Annotated in this window: 18 protein-coding genes and 1 pseudogene; 10 read left to right on the top strand and 9 right to left on the bottom strand. The window is 73.9% G+C overall.

Annotated elements, in window-relative coordinates; translation table 11 throughout:
• Window positions 1–1,690 precede the first annotated feature (1,690 nt).
• Window positions 1,691–3,199, bottom strand: a complete 1,509-nt coding sequence (proP, locus tag ACIPM1_RS15705; RefSeq protein ID WP_402434265.1) for a glycine betaine/L-proline transporter ProP — start codon at window positions 3,197–3,199, stop codon at window positions 1,691–1,693.
• A gap of 218 nt (window positions 3,200–3,417) precedes the next feature.
• Here proP and ACIPM1_RS15710 point away from each other — a divergent pair, with 218 nt between their 5' ends.
• The 3 genes from ACIPM1_RS15710 to ACIPM1_RS15720 all read left to right on the top strand — a co-directional run bounded on the left by ACIPM1_RS15710 (window position 3,418) and on the right by ACIPM1_RS15720 (window position 6,117).
• Window positions 3,418–3,888: a TrkA C-terminal domain-containing protein gene (locus ACIPM1_RS15710; RefSeq protein ID WP_356195224.1), complete on the top strand. Its 471-nt coding sequence runs from the start codon at window positions 3,418–3,420 to the stop codon at window positions 3,886–3,888.
• 6 nt (window positions 3,889–3,894) lie between these two features.
• Window positions 3,895–5,169 carry a cation:proton antiporter gene (locus tag ACIPM1_RS15715; protein WP_402434269.1) on the top strand — a complete coding sequence of 425 codons (1,275 nt, stop codon included), beginning with the start codon at window positions 3,895–3,897 and terminating at the stop codon, window positions 5,167–5,169.
• A gap of 312 nt (window positions 5,170–5,481) precedes the next feature.
• Complete coding sequence (locus ACIPM1_RS15720; RefSeq protein ID WP_402434272.1) at window positions 5,482–6,117, top strand: class I SAM-dependent methyltransferase; 636 nt, start codon at window positions 5,482–5,484, stop codon at window positions 6,115–6,117.
• Between the two features lie 12 nt (window positions 6,118–6,129).
• On the opposite strand, the gene ACIPM1_RS15725 is transcribed toward ACIPM1_RS15720, so the two are convergent.
• Window positions 6,130–6,597 (bottom strand): DUF4232 domain-containing protein, encoded by a 468-nt coding sequence (locus ACIPM1_RS15725; protein WP_402434276.1) that lies wholly within the window; start codon window positions 6,595–6,597, stop codon window positions 6,130–6,132.
• Window positions 6,598–7,212: 615 nt separating this feature from the next.
• On the opposite strand from ACIPM1_RS15725, the gene ACIPM1_RS15730 reads away from it, so the two are divergent.
• The 4 genes from ACIPM1_RS15730 (at window position 7,213) to ACIPM1_RS15745 (ending at window position 9,674) form a co-directional block, all read left to right on the top strand.
• Window positions 7,213–7,587, top strand: coding sequence for a hypothetical protein (locus ACIPM1_RS15730; RefSeq protein ID WP_356195235.1), 375 nt, complete (start codon window positions 7,213–7,215; stop codon window positions 7,585–7,587).
• Between the two features lie 199 nt (window positions 7,588–7,786).
• Entirely contained in the window at window positions 7,787–8,152 is a 366-nt protein-coding gene (locus ACIPM1_RS15735; protein WP_356189738.1) for a metalloregulator ArsR/SmtB family transcription factor, read from the top strand.
• A 168-nt stretch (window positions 8,153–8,320) separates the two neighbouring features.
• Window positions 8,321–8,908, top strand: coding sequence for a sigma-70 family RNA polymerase sigma factor (locus ACIPM1_RS15740; protein WP_356189892.1), 588 nt, complete (start codon window positions 8,321–8,323; stop codon window positions 8,906–8,908).
• Window positions 8,898–9,674 carry an anti-sigma factor family protein gene (locus ACIPM1_RS15745; protein WP_402434280.1) on the top strand — a complete coding sequence of 259 codons (777 nt, stop codon included), beginning with the start codon at window positions 8,898–8,900 and terminating at the stop codon, window positions 9,672–9,674. The genes ACIPM1_RS15740 and ACIPM1_RS15745 overlap by 11 nt, the downstream gene beginning before the upstream one ends.
• A 109-nt stretch (window positions 9,675–9,783) precedes the next feature.
• Here the strand turns inward: ACIPM1_RS15745 and ACIPM1_RS15750 are convergent, their stop codons facing one another.
• From ACIPM1_RS15750 to ACIPM1_RS15760, 3 genes are all read right to left on the bottom strand, one after another.
• Complete coding sequence (locus tag ACIPM1_RS15750) at window positions 9,784–10,791, bottom strand: serine/threonine-protein kinase (RefSeq protein ID WP_402434282.1); 1,008 nt, start codon at window positions 10,789–10,791, stop codon at window positions 9,784–9,786.
• Window positions 10,788–12,650: an ABC transporter ATP-binding protein gene (locus tag ACIPM1_RS15755; RefSeq protein WP_402434285.1), complete on the bottom strand. Its 1,863-nt coding sequence runs from the start codon at window positions 12,648–12,650 to the stop codon at window positions 10,788–10,790. The genes ACIPM1_RS15750 and ACIPM1_RS15755 overlap by 4 nt, the downstream gene beginning before the upstream one ends.
• A gap of 67 nt (window positions 12,651–12,717) precedes the next feature.
• The gene (locus ACIPM1_RS15760) at window positions 12,718–12,870 is read right to left on the bottom strand and encodes a hypothetical protein (protein ID WP_402434288.1); all 153 of its coding nucleotides are present in this window, start codon (window positions 12,868–12,870) and stop codon (window positions 12,718–12,720) included.
• Between the two features lie 191 nt (window positions 12,871–13,061).
• On the opposite strand from ACIPM1_RS15760, the gene ACIPM1_RS15765 reads away from it, so the two are divergent.
• Entirely contained in the window at window positions 13,062–13,541 is a 480-nt protein-coding gene (locus ACIPM1_RS15765; RefSeq protein WP_402434291.1) for a copper-binding protein, read from the top strand.
• A 96-nt stretch (window positions 13,542–13,637) separates the two neighbouring features.
• Here ACIPM1_RS15765 and ACIPM1_RS15770 read toward each other — a convergent pair whose 3' ends face one another.
• The gene (locus ACIPM1_RS15770) at window positions 13,638–14,069 is read right to left on the bottom strand and encodes a hypothetical protein (RefSeq protein WP_356189750.1); all 432 of its coding nucleotides are present in this window, start codon (window positions 14,067–14,069) and stop codon (window positions 13,638–13,640) included.
• 462 nt (window positions 14,070–14,531) lie between these two features.
• On the opposite strand from ACIPM1_RS15770, the gene ACIPM1_RS15775 reads away from it, so the two are divergent.
• A complete protein-coding gene (locus ACIPM1_RS15775) occupies window positions 14,532–15,737 on the top strand; it encodes a globin domain-containing protein (RefSeq protein ID WP_402434295.1) in 1,206 nt (401 codons plus the stop codon).
• A 16-nt stretch (window positions 15,738–15,753) separates the two neighbouring features.
• Here the strand turns inward: ACIPM1_RS15775 and pgm are convergent, their stop codons facing one another.
• Window positions 15,754–17,394, bottom strand: a complete 1,641-nt coding sequence (pgm, locus tag ACIPM1_RS15780) for a phosphoglucomutase (alpha-D-glucose-1,6-bisphosphate-dependent) (protein WP_402434298.1) — start codon at window positions 17,392–17,394, stop codon at window positions 15,754–15,756.
• Window positions 17,395–17,447: 53 nt separating this feature from the next.
• Window positions 17,448–18,113, bottom strand: a pseudogene (locus ACIPM1_RS15785) (sugar-binding domain-containing protein); the annotation flags it as partial.
• A 100-nt stretch (window positions 18,114–18,213) separates the two neighbouring features.
• Between ACIPM1_RS15785 and ACIPM1_RS15790 the strand changes: the two are divergent.
• On the top strand, window positions 18,214–18,840 hold the full coding sequence (locus ACIPM1_RS15790) for a hypothetical protein (RefSeq protein ID WP_402434301.1): 627 nt from the start codon (window positions 18,214–18,216) through the stop codon (window positions 18,838–18,840).
• A gap of 29 nt (window positions 18,841–18,869) precedes the next feature.
• Here ACIPM1_RS15790 and ACIPM1_RS15795 read toward each other — a convergent pair whose 3' ends face one another.
• Entirely contained in the window at window positions 18,870–19,259 is a 390-nt protein-coding gene (locus ACIPM1_RS15795; protein WP_402434304.1) for a TraR/DksA family transcriptional regulator, read from the bottom strand.
• Window positions 19,260–19,366: the final 107 nt, after the last annotated feature.

Consider the following 19,366-nt stretch of genomic DNA (forward strand, 5'->3'; position numbering starts at 1 on the left):
GACGTGAGGGCGAAGACCCGCACCAGACGGCACAGGACCCGGCCCCGCGAGGAGAAGGCCGGTCCGGCGGCCAGGTCCAGGGCTTCGTCGACCACCCACCGGGCGGTCATCGGACGGCCCTGGAGAAGATGGACCAGGCCCTCCAGATAGGCCGCGTGGAGCAGGCCTTCCCCGTCCTGCCGGGCCTGTGCCTCCGCACGGCAGGCCTCGGCCAGCGCGGTCGCGGCCGTGTGCTCCCCGCGCAGCACGCGGGCCACGCCGAGGCCCCACAGGGTCCGGGCGCGCTCCGGGCCGGGCTCGGTCGCCGCCGCCAGCGCCGCCTCCCCGTAGACCACGGCCTCGCGCAGGTGCCCGCAGCAGCTCCAGAAGAAGGCGAGCAGTCCGGCCGTCTCCAGTGCCGCCGCCGGCCGGGGTGACGAGCAGATGGTCCAGGGCGGCGCACAGGTCGGCGTGGGCGCGCTCCACCTTCCCGTACCAGACCGCCTGCCGGGGGCCCAGCCAGGCCCGGTGGGCGGTTCGGGCAAGACTCAGGAAGTGCTCGGCGTGCCGGTCCGCCAGCAGCGGGGTCTCGCCGACGCCGTCGAGCCACATGCCGCCGTACTCGCGCACCGTGTCGAGCATCCGGTAGCCGTCGCAGGTCCGGGACAGGACGGACTTCGCCGCGAGGCCCGCCATCGTCGTCTCGACGTCGGCGGCCGGCAGTGGCCCCCCGCCGCACACGGCGCGCACGGCGCCCGGGTCCACCGGGCCGCGGAAGACGGACATCCGTGCCCACAGCAGCCGTTCGGCCGGTGCGCACAGTTCGTGGCTCCAGCCGATGGCGGTCCGCATCGCCCGGTGGCGCTGCGGACCCGCCGGGACCGCGCGGGCCCGCACGTCCAGCCGTGAGCGCAGGTCCCGCTCGACCTCCGTGACGGTGTGCCGCGCGAGCTGTCCCGCGACCAGTTCCAGGGCCAGCGGGATGCCCTCCAGCCACCGGCACAGCCGCGTGGCGGTCGCGAGGTCCTCCGCGTCGGTGAGGGGGGTGCCCGCGGCGGCCGCGCGCCGGCGCAGCAGCTCGACGGCGTCGGTCTCGGCCGGCAGCGGCTCCAGGGCGTACACGTGCTCCCCGGGCACGCCCAGCGGCTCGCGGCTCGTCGCCAGGACGGTCAGGTCGGGGCAGGTCATGACGAGATGGGCGACCAGATGGCGGCAGGCGCTCACCAGGTGCTCGCAGGAGTCGAGCACCAGCACGGCGTCCTTGGCCGCGAGCCACTCGCACAGGGCGTCCTGCGGCATGGTGGCGGTGTGGTCCGAGAAGTCGGCCGCGTCGGCCACCGTCGCGATCAGCAGCCGGTCGTCCCGCAGCGGCCACAGGTCCGCCCAGGCCACCCCGCGGGCGCCGCCGTCGCGGACCGTGTGCGCGGCGCGCAGGGCGAGGCGGCTCTTGCCGACCCCGCCCATACCCGTGACGGTGACCAGGCGGTACCGCTTCAACGCGTCGGCGAGGTCGGCCAGTTCGGTACGGCGTCCCACGAAGTCGGCGTCGTTCTCGGGCAGGTTGCTCAACACGGCACCAGTCTCGCCGCCCGTGGCCCCGCGGGGGCCACGTTGCCCCGATCGAGTGAGCAACGCACTCCTACCGGCCACCCTTCACGCAGGGCCGCCCCCGCGTGAAGGGCCCGCCGTGGAGAGGACGGAACCGCGCGGCTCAGAACCTGGGCGCCTGGGCCTGGCTCTCCACCAGCCGGGCGGCCTCCTCCTGCGTCGACACCGCGGGCGGGGAGCCCGCCAGCGGCCGGCGCGCCGTCTCCTTCATGCAGGCGACCGCGATGACGCCGACGAGCGCCGCGGCCATGGCGTAGTACGCGGGCATGAGCTCGCTCCCGGTGGCGGAGATCAGCGCGGTGATCACCAGGGGGGTGGTGCCGCCGAAGAGGGAGGTGGAGAGGTTGTAGCCGATGGACAGGGAGCCGTAGCGGACCTGGGTGGGGAACAGCGCGGGCAGCGCCGCCGACATCGTGCCCAGCATGCACACCAGCGACAGTCCGAGCATCAGCATCCCCGCGGAGACCGCGATCAGGCTGCCCTGCTTGACCAGCAGGAACGCGGGGACCGACAGGAAGAGGAAGCCGAGCATCCCGGCCATCAGCAGCGGCTTGCGGCCCACCCGGTCGGACAGGTTGCCCACCACGTTGATCAGCAGCATCAGCACCACCATGGTGCCGATCAGGATCAGCAGGCCGTGGGTCTCGGAGTACCCCATCTCGTCGGACAGGTAGGTCGGCATGTACGACAGGAGCATGTAGTCGGTGATGTTGTAGGCGGCGACCAGGCAGACGCACAGGACCAGGGTCGGCCAGTACTCGCGGAAGATCTTGGCCAGGTCTCCCTTGGCCGTGGTCTCCGCGGTGGACGCCGCCTCGGACGCCCGGTGGACGGAGCCGTCCTCCAGTCGCTGGAACGCCGGCGTCTCGTCGAGCCTCAGCCGCAGGTACAGGCCGATCAGCCCGATGGGGCCGGCCACCAGGAACGGCACCCGCCAGCCCCAGGACTCCATGCCGGCGTCGCCCAGGAGCGCGGTCAGGACGGTCACCAGGCCCGCCGCGCCGACGTAGCCGGCCAGCGTGCCCAGCTCCAGGAAGCTGCCGAAGAAACCGCGCCGCCGGTCGGGCGCGTACTCGGCGATGAAGGTGGACGCGCCCCCGTACTCACCGCCCGTGGAGAAGCCCTGGACCAGGCGGAACAGGATCAGCAGGACCGGGGCCCAGAAGCCGATGACGGCGTACGAGGGGATCAGGCCGATGGCGAACGTGCCGACCGCCATCATGATCATGGTCAGGGCGAGCACCCGCTTGCGGCCGATCTTGTCCCCCATCGGTCCGAAGACCATGCCGCCGATCGGCCGCACCAGGAAGGACACGGCGAAGGTCGCGAACGAGGACAGCAGCTGGACGGTTCCGTTCCCGGACGGGAAGAACACGTGCCCGATGGTGACCGCGAGATAGCTGTAGATCCCGAAGTCGAACCACTCCATCGCGTTGCCGAGCGAGGCGGCCTTCACCGCCCGCTGGACGGCCTTCGTGTCGGTGACGGTGATGTCGGTCCGCCGCAGGGGCGGATTCCTGCGTCGCTTGACGGCTCTGAAGAGGGTGCGGTGGCGCCGGAGCGCCTCGGGGTCGGCGTCGATCTCTAGCGGATCGGATGCGCTGTCCGCCACGGAGGGCTCCCATCTGCCGGTTCACGGGCGTGCACGGGATCGGTTGCTCACTCGTGGCGTACGCAAACAGGCCGTGCGGCCGGAGCGATCTTCGTCACGTTTGCGCCACCCGGGTCCCGGCCGGGGATTCGGGGACGCCGGTTAGGGTGTTGTCAAAGATCGGTCAAGAAACAGTCACGCGCGAGTCAGGTCGGGAGCCAACCGTGGGGGTCGCACGCATGAGCAGTACGCCGTTGCCGGGCATCGGGGTCCGTTACGACCTCACCACGCGGGAGCGGAGGCGGCTGTCGGTCGTGGCCCACCGGGACGGCTCCCGGACCCTGAGCGCCTACCGGCAGGACGATCCGGACGCCTGCGCGCTGTCGGTGCGGCTGTCCCCTGGCGAGGCGGAGACCCTCGTCGACGCGCTCATGCCGGAGCACCGCAGTCCGAGCCTGCTGTCGACGACCGAGCTCGGGCTGGTGGCCGAGCGGATCGAGCTGCCGGTCACCTCGCACTGGAACGGGCGGCTGCTGGGCGACACCCGGATGCGGACGGAGACGGGGGTGTCGATCGTGGCCGTGCTCCGCCGGGCCGGGGCGATCCCCTCCCCCGGTCCGGACTTCCGCCTGGCGGGCGGCGACGTCCTGATCGTGATCGGCACGCGCGAGGGCGCCGACGCGGCCGCCGCGATCCTCGGACGGGAGTGACCGGGCGTGCACTCCTCCGCGGTCTTCCTGATCGAGTTCGGCGCGATCATCCTCGCCCTGGGACTGCTGGGCCGGTTCGCCGGGCGCCTGCGGTTCTCGCCGATTCCGCTGTACCTGCTGGCCGGGCTCGCCTTCGGAGAGGGCGGTCTGCTGCCGCTGGGCGCCAGCGAGGAGTTCGTGGCGATCGGCGCCGAGATCGGCGTGATCCTGCTGCTGCTCATGCTGGGCCTGGAGTACACGGCCGGCGACCTGGTCTCCAACCTCAGGACCCAGTACCCGGCCGGACTCGTGGACGCGGCCCTCAACGCGCTGCCCGGGGCCCTGGCCGCGCTGCTGCTCGGCTGGGGCCCGGTCGCGGCGGTCGTGCTCGCCGGGGTCACCTGGATCTCGTCCTCCGGGGTGATCGCCAAGGTGCTCGGCGACCTCGGGCGGCTGGGCAACCGCGAGACGCCTGTCGTGCTGAGCATCCTGGTCCTGGAGGACCTGTCCATGGCGGTCTACCTGCCGATCGTCACGGCCCTGCTCGCCGGGACCGGTCTCGCGGCGGGCGGTGTGACGCTGGCCGTCGCCCTCGGCGCCGCCGGGCTGGTCCTGCTGGTGGCGGTGCGCTACGGCCGCCACATCTCCCGTTTCGTCTCCAGCGACGACCCCGAGAAGCTGCTGCTGGTGGTGCTCGGCCTGACCCTGCTCGTCGCCGGTCTGGCGCAGGAGCTGCAGGTCTCCGCGGCGGTCGGCGCGTTCCTGGTCGGGATCGCCCTGTCCGGTGAGGTCGCGGAGGGCGCCCACAACCTGCTCGCGCCGCTGCGGGACCTGTTCGCCGCGGTGTTCTTCGTCTTCTTCGGCCTGCACACCGATCCCTCGGACATCCCGCCCGTCCTCCTGCCCGCCCTCGCCCTGGCCGCCGTCACCGCCCTGACGAAGATCGCCACCGGCTACTGGGCGGCGCGGCGCGCGGGGATATCGTCCCGGGGCCGCTGGCGGGCCGGGGGCACCCTGGTGGCCCGGGGCGAGTTCTCCATCGTCATCGCCGGGCTCGCCGTCACCGCCGGGATCCAGCCCGCACTGGGCCCGCTGGCCACCGCCTACGTGCTGATCCTGGTCGTTCTCGGCCCGCTCACCGCCCGCTTCACCGAGCCCCTGGCCCGCCGGCTGACGGCTCGGCGGAGCACTTCCTCCGGCTCCGTCCCCGCACCCTCGCCCACCGAGGCCTCGCTCGCGGGAGCGCGGGGTGCGGCGGACGAGGGAGCGGTGGACGGCCAGGACGCCCTGGGACGGCCCTGAGCGGTGGACGGCCAGGACGCCCTGGGACGGCCCTGAGCGGTGGACGGCCAGGACGCCCTGGGACGGGGCCCTGAGCGGTGAGCGGCCAGTACGCCCTGGGACGGCCGTGAGCGGTGGACGGTCCGATGGTCGGGCGGTCTGTTGCTCTCCGGGCGGGCCCCCGGCCGCGGGTCCCCCCGTCCCTCGCGGGGCGGGCACCGGCCGCGGGTTCCGAGGTCGGCGTCAGGGGCCGCGCGCGCGTCCCCCGTTGTCCGGGGCGGTCGTGGATGCGACGATGCCCGCACCGGCGGCGTTCACGGAGGGGGAGGCTACTTGAGCGACCAGGGAGAACGGACCCGGGCGGCGGCGGTGTTCGACGCCCTCGGAGCCGACTACGAGAAGGCGTTCGCCCACTCCGAGGCGCACCGGGCGTCGTTGGCGTGGCTGCTGGACCAACTCGCGCCCGGAAGCCGGGTGCTGGACGTCGGCAGCGGCACCGGCCGCCCCACCGCCGCCGCGCTCGCCGCGGCGGGGCACCGCGTACTCGGCCTCGACGTCTCCCCCGTCATGGTCTGCCTGGCCTCCCGTCAGGTGCCCGATGCCGAGTTCCGGTGTGCCGACGTGCGCGAAGAGCCGCTCGCCGAAGCCGGTTTCGACGCGGCCTGCGTGTACTTCTCCCTGCTGCAGATGTCGCGCGCCGACCAGGCATCTGTGGTGCGCCGGGTGGCACGGGCCGTGGCGCCGGGCGGCAGCGTGGTCCTCGCCACCGTGCCCCTCGCTGTGGAGGACGTCGAGGGCGTCTTCATGGGCCAGGCCGTCCGGGTGACGAGCTTCGACGCACCGGACTTCACCGGCCTGGCCGCCGGAGCGGGACTGACGGTGCTCTCCCAGGAGACTGTGGTGTTCACCCCCGATCATCCCGAGGGCGCACCCGAGCCGCACCTGTTCCTCCACTGCCGGCGGCCATGACCGGGACGCGGATCAGACCGGCTTCGCCGCCGACACGGCAGTGACCGTCACCTTGTTGTCGCACTCCGCGAACTGACCGTCGTCCAGAGCCACTTGATGCGCGCCGGAGCCCGGCAGGCCGATCACCAGCGTCGGGTAGACGACCGGGTCGGCGCCGGACACGCAGTAGCCGTCCGCCTCGCCCTGGACCTGGACGAAGGTCAGCTTCACCCAGGCCCTGCCGCCCGGCGCGACCCGGACCGGCGTCGCGGAGCCGACCCGGGTGACCGACAGCGGAACGTTGTGCTGCGGGGAACCGTTGCCCGCGCCCGCCACCGTGGGATGCCCCTGGAGGAGGCACGGCCGTGCGGAGACGTTGGTGAACCCGACGACGGCCGCTCCGGTGCCCGTCCCCGGCGGACGGTGCGCGGCCTGGCGGGCGGTCACCTTCAGCGCCGTCGCCGCGCACGTCCGCACCGCCGCGCCCGACGACCCCGACACCGGGGAAGCGCCCGTAGCCGGCGCCGTCGTGCGGCCCGCGCCGCCCGTGCCGGAGGACGTCCCGCCCGAGGACGGTGCCCCGGCCCCCGGCGTCCCGCCGGCGGGGGCCGTGGTCGCGGAACCCGGTGTACCCGCGGAAGTGGCCGCCGTGCCCGGCGCGTGCGGGGACGCCCCGCTCGCCGGCCCGTCACCGCCCGGCTGACACGCGGCCAGCGACAGTGCGGCCGTGACTGCGGCCGTCGCCAGCGTGGCCTTGCGAACGCGGTTCCCGTAATGCATGACGCCCCCCGAAATCGGACTGCACGGCCGGTCCGTCGCCGGCCTTCGCCGAGGGAGAGGTGGCCGACGGGCGCCGGGTTCCCCCGGGGATCACCTGTGACACGGCGGTGACACAGCACGGCGGAAGGCGGCGGGGCGCGGCACGCCTCCGTGACAACATCGGCACCAGGGCACGCCAGTTCCGGTCGGCAGCCTCTCGCACACCGGCACGTTCCGATCATCGGGCGTCACTCCTGGAGACCCTCCCCTGGCGCCGCCGTCATATGCCTACGGTGCGATCACCGGGTGGGGCGGCGATCGCCGACCCGCCGCAGCAGACGAACAAGGGGAGGCGCCATGGCGAGTGTGGAAGTGTCGCTGAAGGAGATGATGGCCGGGGTCGAGGGTTCGCTGGGGGCGGCCGTCGTCGACTACACCAGCGGAATGGCCCTGGGAACGCTGGGCGGGGGCAAGGATCTCGATCTGACGATCGCGGCGGCCGGGAACACGGACGTCATCCGCGCCAAGGTGCGCACCATGGAGCAGTTGGGCCTCAAGAGCCAGATCGAGGACGTGCTGATCACGCTGGGCACCCAGTACCACCTCATCCGGCTGGTCACCGGCCGCAACGGCAACGGGCTGTTCCTCTACCTCGTGCTCGACAAGGACCGCTCCAACCTGGCGATGGCCCGTCACCAGCTCAAGCGCGTGGAGGAACAGCTCGAGGTCTAGACCGTCCGGCGTCCCGGGCCGACGTGCGCCCATGATGTGAAAACTTCTTCAAGTCAGCACATCAGCAAGATCCCAATACGTGGATGCACGCGGCCCCGGGCGACCAGGATCGGCAGTCACAGGGCACATCCGGCGGCGGCGCCCTCGGGGCGCCGCCGCTCCTTGAGACCATCCCCGACGCGGCTGGGAGCGAGCACTCATGCAGGTCCCCCTCTATCAGGCCAAGGCGGAGTTCTTCCGCATGCTCGGACACCCCGTGCGCATCAGGGTCCTGGAGCTGCTGCAGCACGGGCCCGTGCCGGTGCGGGACCTGCTCGCCGACATCGAGATCGAGCCGTCCAGCCTGTCGCAGCAGCTGGCCGTGCTGCGGCGCTCCGGCATCGTGGTGTCCATCCGGGAGGGGTCCACCGTCCGCTACGCGCTGGCGGGCGGCGACGTCGCGGAACTGCTGCGTGCCGCCCGCCGCATCCTCACCGAGCTGCTGGCCGGGCGGAACGAGCTGCTGGCCGAACTCCGGCAGACCGACACGCCCCCGTCCCCCCTGTCCACCAGCGGCCGGGGCTAGGCCGGCCGCGGCGGTACCGCCCGCCGCCCGCGCGGGCTCACTCGTCCTGCGCCACGCCCGCCCCGGGCCGCTCGGTGAGCGCGACGTCCGCGGACGGCGGCATGATGGAGGGGAAAGGGGTCGAATCCCTGGTCAATCCCCCGGCAGGGACGAACCGTACCTATGGACATGCAGAGGTTCCGGTTCCCCGTGGGCCGTCTCCCGGACGAGGCTCTGCTGTCCGGGCTGGCCACAGGCGACCCGGAGCTCGCCGTCACCTTCGTACGGCGGTTCCAGCACACGGTCTTCGGGGTCGCCATCGCCGTGACCGGCGATCCGCAGCTCGCCGAGGACATCGCACAGCAGACCTTCGAGCGGGCCTGGCGGCACGCGCAGATCTACGACCCGCGCCGCGGCTCGGTGACGACCTGGCTGACGACCATCGCCCGCAACCTCGCCATCGACGCGGTCCGCGCGCGGCGGCCGGAGCCGGTGGCGCCGGAGGACCTCGACGCGATCCTCGGCGTGATCAGTGAGACGCCGGAGCAGCACGCGCTGGCCGACGAGGCGTCGACCCGGCTGCGGGCCGCGGTGGCCCAGCTGCCGCGCGAACAGGGCCGTGCGCTGGTGATGGCGGGCATCTACGGCATGACGGCACGGGAGATCGCCGCGTGGGAGGCGATCCCGCTGGGCACCGCGAAAACGCGCATCAGGACGGCGATGGGGAAGCTGCGGACCACGCTCGCGTCTCCGAAGCGAGGCGACCATGACCAGTGACGTGACCTGCGAGCAGCTGCGGGAGATCGGGGCGGAGCTGGCTCTCGGGGTGCTGCCCGGCCTTGAGCGGTCCGGTGCGCTCGCCCACCTGGACCGGTGCGCGGAGTGCCGCGAGTACGTCGAGCAGCTCACCCTCCTGGGCGACCGGCTGATCGGGCTGCTGCCGGGCAGCGAGCCGCCGGTCGGCTTCGAGGCCCGGGTGGCGCAGGCGCTGACGAGGGAGTCGTCGACGCGCGAGGGACGCCGGAAGGGCCGCGGCTTCGGCCTGAGGCGCAGGAGCCCGGGCGGCCGGACACGCGTGCGGTGGGCCGCCGCCGCGGCCGCCTTCGCGCTGGCCTTCGGGTTCGGCGGCTGGGCGGTCGGCACGGCGATCGAGGGCATGGTGGCGGGACCGGCCCGGCCCACGGAGCAGCAGACCGGCCTGGTGCAGGCCCAGCTGGTCTCCCCGCACGCCGCCGGCCGGCCGACCGGACAGGTCTACGTGCACCCCGGCTCGCCCAGCTGGCTCTACATGTACGTCGACCTCGCCGACGCGGGCACGCCGTACACCGGCCGGGTCGACTGCCTCCTGGAGCGCGGCGACGGCGGCACGGTCCGCGCCGGCAGCTTCGCCCTGCGCCGGGGGTACGGCTACTGGGGCGGCCCCTCCCCCGTCGACTCCTCGGCGCTCTCCAAGGTCCGGCTGGCCTCGTCCGACGGAACCGTCCTGGCGACCGCCCGTTTCCCCGCGGCCGGCGGAGCGCCGAACGTGTCGAGCGGGGCGTAGCACCTGCCGGGCGCGGGGAAACGGGTGCGGCGGGCGCCTGCTCGGGGTGCGGGACGCCGTCTTCCCGGCGAGGGCGGCGGGCGCACGGGCGCGCCACCCGCCCGGCCGGTCACGCGCCGGGAGCGCCGGCCGGATCCCGGTCGGGAGAAGCGCCGGGCGTCCGCCGCGGGAGCGGCGTCCCCAGCGTCGCGGCCAGTGCCTCGGCCAGGGCGGGGATCGTGGGGCGGGCGGACGGCTCCTCGCGCAGGCACGCGTCGACGGTCGCGGCGAGGGCGGAGGGCAGGCGGCGGCGTGTCGTGATGGGCCGGGCGCTGTCCTCCAACTGCGGGTACCACTCGTCCGCCTCCGGTCGCGGCCACCGCTCGTCGGGGTCCGCCGCGGCGTGGTCGTCGTCCTTCCCCGGGGTGCCCGTCCCATAGGTGCCGTAGGTGCCGTCAGTGCCGTAGGTGCCGTCGACGGTCTCGCCGTAGTCGAACGGCAGCTCGCCCCCGGCCACCTCGTAGAGCGTGATGCCGATGCCCCACACGTCCGCCGCGGCCGACAGCGCTCCGCCGCGCGCCTGCTCGGGTGACAGGTAGCGGTACGTGCCCACGCCGGGCGGGGCTGGCCCGGGCGGCCGGGCCACGCTCAGGTCGAGCACCTTCGCGTGGCCGCGGTCGACCACGACGTTGGACGGCTTGAGGTCCAGGTGCAGCAGTCGCTGCCCGTGCAGGTAGTGCGCCGCGGAGCACAGCTGGACCCCGAGGAGGGCCACGTCGGCGGCGGACGGCCGGCGCCGCAGCCGGTGGATCAGGTGGGACAGCGTCTCCCCGGTCAGCGTCTCCAGCACCACCAGCGGCTCGGGCGCGTCGAAGGTCTCGTAGGCGCGCACCAGATGGGGATGGGTGAACCCCCGCAGCCAGCGGCCCTCGCGCAGCAGCCGCGCGCGCAGCGGCGCCTCGTCGAGGCGGTCCGGCCGCACCACCTTGACGACGCAGCGGCAGGCCCGCTCCTCGCTCCAGGCGTCGTACACGTCCAGCCATCCCGTGCGGGCCAGGTGGCCCAGGATCGCGTAGCCGGGGGCGGGGCGGGCGCCCGGGGCCAGGGTGGGGGGCGGTTCGGTCCGCGGGCCGGTCATGACAGCACCTTCCCCGGGGGCGTGACGCCCGCCCGTGCGGGATCGTGCACGGCGTTGAGCCGGTGGAGCCGGGCGTACGCGCCCGCGCGCAGGAGCAGTTCGTCGTGCGTGCCGCACTCGACGACGCGGCCGTGGTCGAGCACCACGATCCGGGTGGCGTCGCGGACGGTGAGCAGGTTGTGCGAGATGACGATGGTGGTCCGCCCGGCCATGAGACGGCGCAGCGGCTCCATGATCCGCAGGCCGGACTCGGCGTCGAGGCCGGTGGTCGGTTCGTCCAGCAGCAGGACGGGGGCGTCCCGGATCATCGCGCGGGCGATCGCCAGCCGCTGGCGCTGGCCCCCGGACAGCGTCCGGCCGCGCTGGCCGACCAGGGTGTCGTAGCCTTCCGGCAGCCGCTCGACGAACGCGTCCGCGTCCGCCGCGCGGGCCGCCGCGACGATCTGCGCCTGGGTCGCTCCGGGCCGGCCGTAGGCGATGTTCTCCCGCACGGTGCCGTGCAGGACGAGGGTCTCCTGGAGGACCACCGCCACGTTCTCCCGCACGTCGGACAGGGCCAGGCCGCGCAGATCGGCCCCGTCCAGGCGGACCGCGCCCAGGTCGGGGTCGTAGAAGCGCAGCAGCAGTTTCGCGGCCGTGGACTTCCCCGCGCCGCTGGCACCGACGAGGGCCAGGGTCTCGCCGGGGGCGACGTGGAACGACACCTCCGACAGCGCCGGGTGGGGCCGGCCGGGGTAGTGGAAGGACACTCCTTCGAAGGCGACCTCGCCGCGGGCCCGGCCGATCCGCCGGGCGCCGGCGGTCTCGGCGACCTGGGGGCGCTGGTCCAGCAGTTCGACGATCCGTTCCGCGGAGGCGGAGGCCGCGTAGAAGCTGGTGCCCAGGCGGGTCAGATCGCGGATCGGGCTGTAGAGCTTGCCGATCAGGGCCAGGAACACCAGCAGCCCGCCGAGGGTGAGTTGACCCTCGGCCAGCTTCCAGGTGCCGAGGCCCATGACGGCGAGGGCGCCGGAGACCTCGACCACCTCGACGAGTGATCCGTAGACGGCGCGGATGCGGGTGGACGCCATCGCCGCGTGGAACCTGCCGAGGTTCTCACGCTCGAAGCGGCGCTCCTCCCAGTCCTGCCGGTTGTACGCCTGCACCAGGGTGATGTTGCCGAGCGACTCCTCGGCGACCGCGCTGAGGGCGCCGCTACGGCGCCTGCGCTCGCGCGACGCCTCCTTGATCAGCCGGGAGAAGTGCCGGGCGGCGGACCAGAACAGCGGCACGACGAGGAGCGCGAGGAGGGTGAGGTCCCAGCGGAGGTAGAAGAGCAGGCCGAGGAAGACGCCCAGCCGGACCACGTGGTAGAGCCCGTCCGCCACGCCCGAGAGCAGAAAGGTCTCGACGGCGTCCACGTCGCCGGTGACGCGCGACAGCACGTCCCCGAGCCGGCGCCGCTCGAAGAAGCCGAGGGAGAGACCCTGGACGTGCCGGAACACGTCGGAGCGCAGCGCCAGCAGGAACCGCTCGCTCACCCAGGCGGAGGTCACGTCGTCGGCGAACCCCAGCAGGCCGGAGCCGACGACCAGGCCCAGGTAGGCCGGCGCGATCCAGAAGAAGGGCCCCAGGTCCCGCGGGACGAGCACCTCGTCCACCACGGTCTTGAAGAGCCAGAGTTCGGCCGCGTCGATGAGGGGACCGGCGAGGCTGAACAGGACCAGAGGGGCGAGCCAGCGCCGGCGGCCGCGGGTGTAGGGCCAGAACCGCCCGAACACCTCGCGCGGCGACAACGGCGGAGCGGCCGCGACCACGGCATCGCCGTCCCCGCGCACCGACAGCGGATGCCGCAGGCCGTGCCGCGGGCCACGCTCCATGGCGGACGTCCCTCACGGCTCGGCGGTGGGGCGGACCGGTCCCCCGGTCAACCGGTCCGCCCGGCCCTCAGTAGTGGTCGTAGAACTCGTGGTCGTCGTCGTCGTGGTGACGGCGGCGATGGTGACGGCGCCTCCTCATCGAGGTGTCGTCGTGCCGGGAGGTCCTTTCGTCGTTGTGATCACGGTGTTTGGCAGGGAAGAGATCGCTGAAGATCGCCATCGTGTGCCTCCTGGAACATCTCTCGTCTTCACATACGGCGCACGGCCCCGATCGGATGGCGTTTCGCGGGAGAAGGGAGAAATCCCTGGTCGGCTCCCGGCCGTACAGCGTGCAGAGCGCTTCCCCGCGGAGCGCGCGCGGCGCGTACCCCAACCTGGAGGGGCGGGCCGCGGGAGGCGAGGAGGTTCGGCATGGCCAGACGGTCGAGCCGCGGCGGTACGGCGGCCGGGGCGGGCGCGGTGGCCCTGGGCGCGGTGCTGGCGGCGTGCGGGGGCCCGGGGGCGGGCGGCGTCGGCGCGGGGCCGGACCCGGCCCCCGGGGGCGGCGGAGCGGCGGCGGGCACGACGGTGACGGTGCGGATGACCGAGTACCGGCTGGCCTTGTCGACGACGACGTTCAGGCCCGGTGCCTACACCTTCGTGGCCGAGAACGACGGGCACACCCTGCACTCCCTGGAGATCGAGGGCAGGGGCGGCGACGCCCACCTGGCGCACGGGGTCGAGCCCGGCCGGTCGGCGCGGCTCAGGATCACATTGAAGGACGGCTCCTACGAGCTGTACTGCCCGGTGGACGGGCACAAGGGCTTCGGCATGAAGACGGAGATCACCGTCGGGGGCGGCGGCGTCGCCCGGGGCGAGTCGTCCCGCGCAGGCCGAGAGGCCGGCCACTGACCGGCCGGCCTCTGCGCACCCCGCCTCTTCGGCCCCGGTGGCCCGCACGGCCCTTCGCGGTGTGCGACGGACCGGGGGGACCTTCCCTCCCGGACGTCAGATCCGGCCACCGGTGAGCCGGGTGATGGGACCGTGCACGCGGCGCCCCGCGCGGTGGCCCACCGCGTACGTCGCCGCGCCGAAGGCGGCCACACCGGCGCCTACGCCCGCGGCGACCAGTTTGCGCTGGGCGATCACCGTCCAGGCCGTCTTCGCGGTGGCCGCGACCTGACCGGACGTGGCGACGACCACCTGACGGCCCTTCTCGACGCCCTGGGCCGCGCTCTGCACGGCGCCGCTGGCCACCTCGGCCGCGCGTCCCGCGCCGTTCTTGGCGGCTGACGCGACGTCACCCGCCTTCCCCGCGGCGCTGTTCGCGGCCCGCGAGGCCGGGGCGGTCGCCTTGTCGGCGGTCTGCCGGGCCTTGGCCGCGGTCCGCTTGGCGCCGGTCTTCTCGTTCGTTCCGCTGTTCGCTTCACTCATGGACATCGCGTTGCCCTTCACCGCGTCCGCAAACACCCTTCACGGCGATGAGTTGGCGGCGCGCCCGGCGGACGGCGCGCACCACGCGGAACGGTCACTCCCCGGGTGCCGTCCCGTCGGGCCGGCCGGGCCGGTAACGGATCGCCCCGGTGTCCGTAGACGGTGTCCCTCGGGTCCATGCTGCCGCTCCCATCAGGGGAACGTCCGGCTTTTCCAGCGCTTTCGCCTGCTTCCTCGCACCACGGTCTCGCACGCAGCCCCGCGTGTCTCCGCACCGCTGGCCGCACCGAGCCCCCACGACCCGCCCGGTCCCGGTACCGGCCCGATGGGCCCCCAGCGGGGGGATGTTCGGCCCTATGGCACGTGCCGGTGCCGACGGGATGATCGTCGGGCTCGTCGGCCCCCATCACTCGTCCCGTGGTGATGCGGGCGCCGTCCCGCACCCGCCCGCACCACCCAAGGAGTGTCATGCTTTCGCCCGAGTCGGCCGCCGTCGTCCGCGCCACCCTGCCCGCAGTCGGCGGCGCCCTTGACGAGATCACCACGCGGTTCTACGGCACCATGTTCGCCGATCAACCCCAGCTGCTGGACGGCCTGTTCAACCGCGGCAACCAGGCCAGCGGCGAGCAGCGCAAGGCGCTGGCCGGGTCCATCGCGTACTTCGCCCAGGCGCTGCTGGCCGATCCCGACGCGCGGCCGGACGCGCTGCTGGCGCGGATCGCGCACAAGCACGCGGCGCTCGGCGTGACCGAGGACCAGTACACGATCGTCCACAAGTACCTGTTCCGGGCCATCGGGGACGTGCTCGGCGAGGCGGTCACACCGGAGGTGGCGGCCGCGTGGGACGAGGTGTACTGGCTGATGGCCGGCGCCCTCATCGCCCAGGAGGCCCGTCTCTACCAGGAGGCGGGCGTCGACCCGCGCAGCCCGTGGCGGCAGTGGACGGTGGTGGAGCGGCGGGAGGAGACCCCCGACACGGTCTCGTTCCTGCTGCGCCCCGCCGACGACGCGCCGCTGCCGCCGGCCCGTGCCGGGCAGTACGTCAGTGTCCGGGTGGCCATGCCCGACGGGGTCCGCCAGACCCGCCAGTACAGCCTGTCCAACGCCCCCGGCGACCGGTTGCGCCGCATCACCGTGAAGCGGGTCGCGGGCGTGGCGGACGCGCCCGACGGCGAGGTGTCGAGCCGGCTGTACGACGCCGTCCGCGCCGGGGACGAACTCACCCTGTCGGCGCCGTTCGGCGACGTGGTCCTCACCGACTCCGACCGCCCGCTCCTGCTCGTCTCGGCGGGCATCGGCTGCACCCCGATGGTCGGCATGCTGGAGCAGCTCGCGGCGACCGGCTCCGCCCGGCCGGTCCGCGTCCTGCACGCCGACCGCTCCCCCGCCGACCACGCGCTGCGCGCGGACACCCACCGCCTCGTCGGCGAACTCCCCGACGCCACCGCGTGGTTCTGGTACGAGCAGGACGCCGCCGACGAGCCCGGCGCCCGTGACGGACTGATGGACGTCGCCGGCCTGGACCTGCCCGCCGACGCCGATGTCTACCTCTGCGGTTCACTGCCGTTCATGCGCGCCGTGCGCACCCAGCTGCTGCACGCCGGCGTCCCCGCCCGGCGCGTCCGCTACGAGGTGTTCGGCCCCGACCTGTGGCTGGCCCACGGCGAGGGCTGACACCGGCGCCGGGCGGTCAGCCGCCCAGGGCCGTCATGACCACCGCCTTGGCCTCCTCCTGCACCCGGGCGAGGTGGTCGGGTCCGCGGAAGGACTCGGCGTAGATCTTGTAGACGTCCTCGGTCCCCGAGGGGCGGGCGGCGAACCAGGCGTCGGCGGTGGTCACCTTGATGCCGCCGATGGGGGCGCCGTTGCCCGGCGCCTCGGTGAGCACGGCGGTGACCTCGTCCCCGGCCAGTTCGGTGGCGGTGACCTGCGCGGGAGAGAGCTTGCCGAGCAGGGCCTTCTCCTCGCGGGTGGCCGGGGCGTCGATACGGGCGTAGGCGGGGTCGCCGAAGCGGGCGGTGAGGCCCGCGTAGTGCTCCGACGGTGTCCTGCCGGTGACGGCCGTGATCTCGGAGGCGAGCAGGGCCAGCAGGATGCCGTCCTTGTCGGTCGTCCACACCGACCCGTCCCGGCGCAGGAAGGAGGCGCCCGCCGACTCCTCACCGCCGAAGCCGATGGTTCCGCCGGCCAGGCCGTCCACGAACCACTTGAATCCCACCGGGACCTCGACCAGTTCGCGGCCGAGGTCGGCGGCGACGCGGTCGATCATGCCGGACGACACCAGGGTCTTGCCGATGCCCGCGCCGGCGGGCCACTGCCCACGGTGCGTGTAGAGGTAGGAGATGGCGACGGCCAGGTAGTGGTTGGGGTTCATCAGGCCCGCGTCGGGCGTCACGATGCCGTGCCGGTCGGCGTCGGCGTCGTTGCCCGTGGCGATGCGGAAGCGGTCGCGCTGCCCGATGAGCGAGGCCATCGCGTACGGCGACGAGCAGTCCATGCGGATCTGGCCGTCCCAGTCCAGGGTCATGAACCGCCAGGTCGGGTCGGTGTGCGGGTTGACCACCGTCAGGTCGATGCCGTGCTGCTCGGCGATGCGGCCCCAGTAGGCGACGGACGCCCCGCCCAGCGGGTCGGCGCCGATGCGCACCCCGGCCGCCCGGATCGCGTCGAGGTCCAGCACAGCGGGCAGGTCGGCGACGTAGGTGCCGAGGAAGTCGTACCGCCCGGTCGTGGCGGCGGCGAGCGCGCTCGCGTAGGGAAGGCGCCGCACCTCCTTCAGGCCCCCCTCGATGATCCTGTTGGCGCGGTCCTGGATCCAGGAGGTCGCCTCGGAGGCCGCCGGGCCGCCGCTCGGCGGGTTGTACTTGAAGCCGCCGTCGGCGGGCGGGTTGTGCGAGGGGGTCACCACGATCCCGTCCGCCAGGCCCGTGGTGCGGCCCCGGTTGTGGGTGAGGATGGCGTGGGAGACCGCCGGGGTGGGGGTGTAGCCGTCCTCGCCGTCGATCAGCACCGTGACGCCGTTGGCCGCGAGGACCTCCAGGGCGGTGGCCTTCGCCGGCTCGGACAGGGCGTGGGTGTCGGCACCCAGGAAGAGGGGGCCGTCGACACCCTGAACTGCGCGGTACTCGCAGATGGCCTGGCTGGTGGCGGCGATGTGGTCCTCGTTGAACGCGCTCGCCAACGAGGATCCGCGGTGCCCGGACGTCCCGAACGCCACCCGCTGTCCCGGGTCGGACGGATCGGGGTGCAGCGTGTAGTACGCGGTGACCAGCCGGGCGACGTCCACCAGGTCCTCGGGTCCGGCCGGTTCGCCCGCTCGCTCGTGCGGCATGGGTCCGTTCCTCCGCTCGGTCGATCCTTCGCTCGCCGTGTCATTTTTCCTCCTCACCACGGCTGTATGCGAGCGGACCGTGCGGGACGCGTCACCCCGGGGTGAGCCGGCCGGGCGCGCGGCCGGCCGGCTCCCTCCCCCACCGCGCCGTTGCCGCCGCGGCAGGCCGGGGCGTGCACCTCGGCCGGCTTCTTCAGGTAGTCGTCCGTGCAGACCGAGGGGTCGACGTCCACGTACGACTGCCGCACCGACCGGGCGTGGCCCGGCACCGCGAGGCCCAGTCCGCCGTACTCGCCGCTGACCAGGGCGCGTTCGCCGTCCGCGTGGGGCGGCAGGGCGGGGCTCGGGTCGCCGTACCCGTCCATGACGTCGCCGGCTCCGCCGTCGGCGCCGAGGCCGAGGCCGGACATGTTGTTCACCAGGCGGGTGGGGTCCCAGGACTTGGCCTGAGCGGCGACGCGGCCGACGTCGTACTGGCCCCGGCCCTCGTTGAAGACGACCCACATCTCGGTCGGGTCCCAGACGCCGACGATCAGCTCCTGGGTGCGGCCGGGCCGGAGGGCGTCGGTGATGTCGGCGCCGAACTTGTCGCAGCCGCCCCTGTGTTCGGCGACCTTGGCGCCGTTGACGTAGACCTCGGACGGCCAGTCGACGGCGCCGAAGTTCAGCCGCAGGCGCCTGCCGTCGCCGATCCGCCAGGCCGGCGGGACGGTGAAGGTGCCGTCCGGTCCGGTTGACCCGGATGCCCGGGCCGGATCGCGCCCCGGGGGCGCCCGCTCGATGATGGGCGCAGGTGCTCCCGGACCAGAGGACGTCGCGATGCCCTGCTCCTTCCTTCCGCGCGGTCGCGGGCCGCTCTCCAGGACGGCCGCGGCCGTCCTGCTCTGCGTCGTGGCGTGGGGGGCGCTGGCCGGATGCGGCGGCGGCTCGGGCACCGGGACTCCGGCCCGCTCGACGCCGGCCTCCCCGGACACCGCCTCCTTCTCGGGCACGCCGCCGTCGGCGCTGGCCTCGTCCGCCGCGTCCGCCGCCGCGTCCGCGCGGGCCTCGGCCTCGGCCCGCGCCTCGTCGGCCTCGGCCCGCGCCTCGGAGTTCGAGGCGTCGGTGTCGGCGGACACCGTCCGGGCGGCGGCGACGGCGCAGCGGCAGCTCAAGAACGTGCCGGGCCGCGGCAACGCGCTCTCCGAGGTGTCCATGCAGGGGCTGCCGAAGGAGCGCACGGGCGGCGTGCTCGCCGTGCTGGTCACCATCGCCAACAAGACCGGCCAGAAGGCGTCGTACGCCGTGCAGGTCGACTTCAAGGACCCCTCCGGCCGTGTCGTCGAGACGCGTTTCGTCGGCGCGGAGAACCTCGAGCCCGGACACAAGGAGCAGCCCATTGCGTTCAGCCGGGCGCCGGCCGAGCCCAGGCTGACCGCCTACCTGGCCAAGGCCGAGCGTTACTGAGCCTCCGTCCCGCCGGAGCCCGGACCCCGTCAGCGGGGTGCCGCGGCGGCACAGCGGACGCAGGTGGTCGCCGCGGGGCGGACTTCGAGCCGCGCGGCCGGGATCGGCTCGCCGCACCCGGCGCACCGTCCGTACTCGCCCCGGTCCAGGCGCTCCAGGGCGCGGTCCAGTTCGCTCAGGTGCTCACGGCTCTGCGCCAGCAGGGCGGCGACGTGCGCTCGCTCGAAGGCGGTGCTCGACCCCTCCGGGTCGTGCTCGTCGTCGATCGCCACGAGGGCGTTCGCCTCCACGATCCCGTCGAACTCCCTGCTCAGCGCGGCGATCCGGGCGAGCGTGTCACCGCGCTCGGCGGCCAGCAGCTCCCGCGCCGATGCCCCGTGGGGCGCGGAGTGCGGGCTGCCGGCGGATGAATCGGTCATGTCGGTGGAAACGTCCGCGCCCGGGCCGGAATTCCGCACCCGCCGCGGCCCGGGCCTCGGGGCAGGTGGTACCGGTCCGGGCCGCACGCGAGCCGATCCGCCGCACG

The sequence above is a fragment of the Streptomyces sp. NPDC086766 genome, from assembly GCF_044746005.1.
Classification (GTDB): Bacteria; Actinomycetota; Actinomycetes; order Streptomycetales; family Streptomycetaceae; genus Streptomyces.

Excerpts from the sequence above, each read along its gene's own strand:
- ACIPM1_RS15735 (WP_356189738.1), top strand. The coding sequence starts at position 7,787 with ATGCAGGTCCCCCTCTATCAGGCCAAGGCGGAGTTCTTCCGCATGCTC.
- ACIPM1_RS15745 (WP_402434280.1), top strand. The coding sequence starts at position 8,898 with ATGACCAGTGACGTGACCTGCGAGCAGCTGCGGGAGATCGGGGCGGAG.
- ACIPM1_RS15775 (WP_402434295.1), top strand. The coding sequence starts at position 14,532 with ATGCTTTCGCCCGAGTCGGCCGCCGTCGTCCGCGCCACCCTGCCCGCA.
- ACIPM1_RS15755 (WP_402434285.1), bottom strand. The coding sequence starts at position 12,650 with ATGGAGCGTGGCCCGCGGCACGGCCTGCGGCATCCGCTGTCGGTGCGC.
- ACIPM1_RS15765 (WP_402434291.1), top strand. The coding sequence starts at position 13,062 with ATGGCCAGACGGTCGAGCCGCGGCGGTACGGCGGCCGGGGCGGGCGCG.
- ACIPM1_RS15750 (WP_402434282.1), bottom strand. The coding sequence starts at position 10,791 with ATGACCGGCCCGCGGACCGAACCGCCCCCCACCCTGGCCCCGGGCGCC.
- ACIPM1_RS15790 (WP_402434301.1), top strand. The coding sequence starts at position 18,214 with ATGCCCTGCTCCTTCCTTCCGCGCGGTCGCGGGCCGCTCTCCAGGACG.
- pgm (WP_402434298.1), bottom strand. The coding sequence starts at position 17,394 with ATGCCGCACGAGCGAGCGGGCGAACCGGCCGGACCCGAGGACCTGGTG.
- ACIPM1_RS15740 (WP_356189892.1), top strand. The coding sequence starts at position 8,321 with ATGCAGAGGTTCCGGTTCCCCGTGGGCCGTCTCCCGGACGAGGCTCTG.
- ACIPM1_RS15795 (WP_402434304.1), bottom strand. The coding sequence starts at position 19,259 with ATGACCGATTCATCCGCCGGCAGCCCGCACTCCGCGCCCCACGGGGCA.
- ACIPM1_RS15770 (WP_356189750.1), bottom strand. The coding sequence starts at position 14,069 with ATGTCCATGAGTGAAGCGAACAGCGGAACGAACGAGAAGACCGGCGCC.
- ACIPM1_RS15760 (WP_402434288.1), bottom strand. The coding sequence starts at position 12,870 with ATGGCGATCTTCAGCGATCTCTTCCCTGCCAAACACCGTGATCACAAC.
- ACIPM1_RS15710 (WP_356195224.1), top strand. The coding sequence starts at position 3,418 with ATGAGCAGTACGCCGTTGCCGGGCATCGGGGTCCGTTACGACCTCACC.
- ACIPM1_RS15730 (WP_356195235.1), top strand. The coding sequence starts at position 7,213 with ATGGCGAGTGTGGAAGTGTCGCTGAAGGAGATGATGGCCGGGGTCGAG.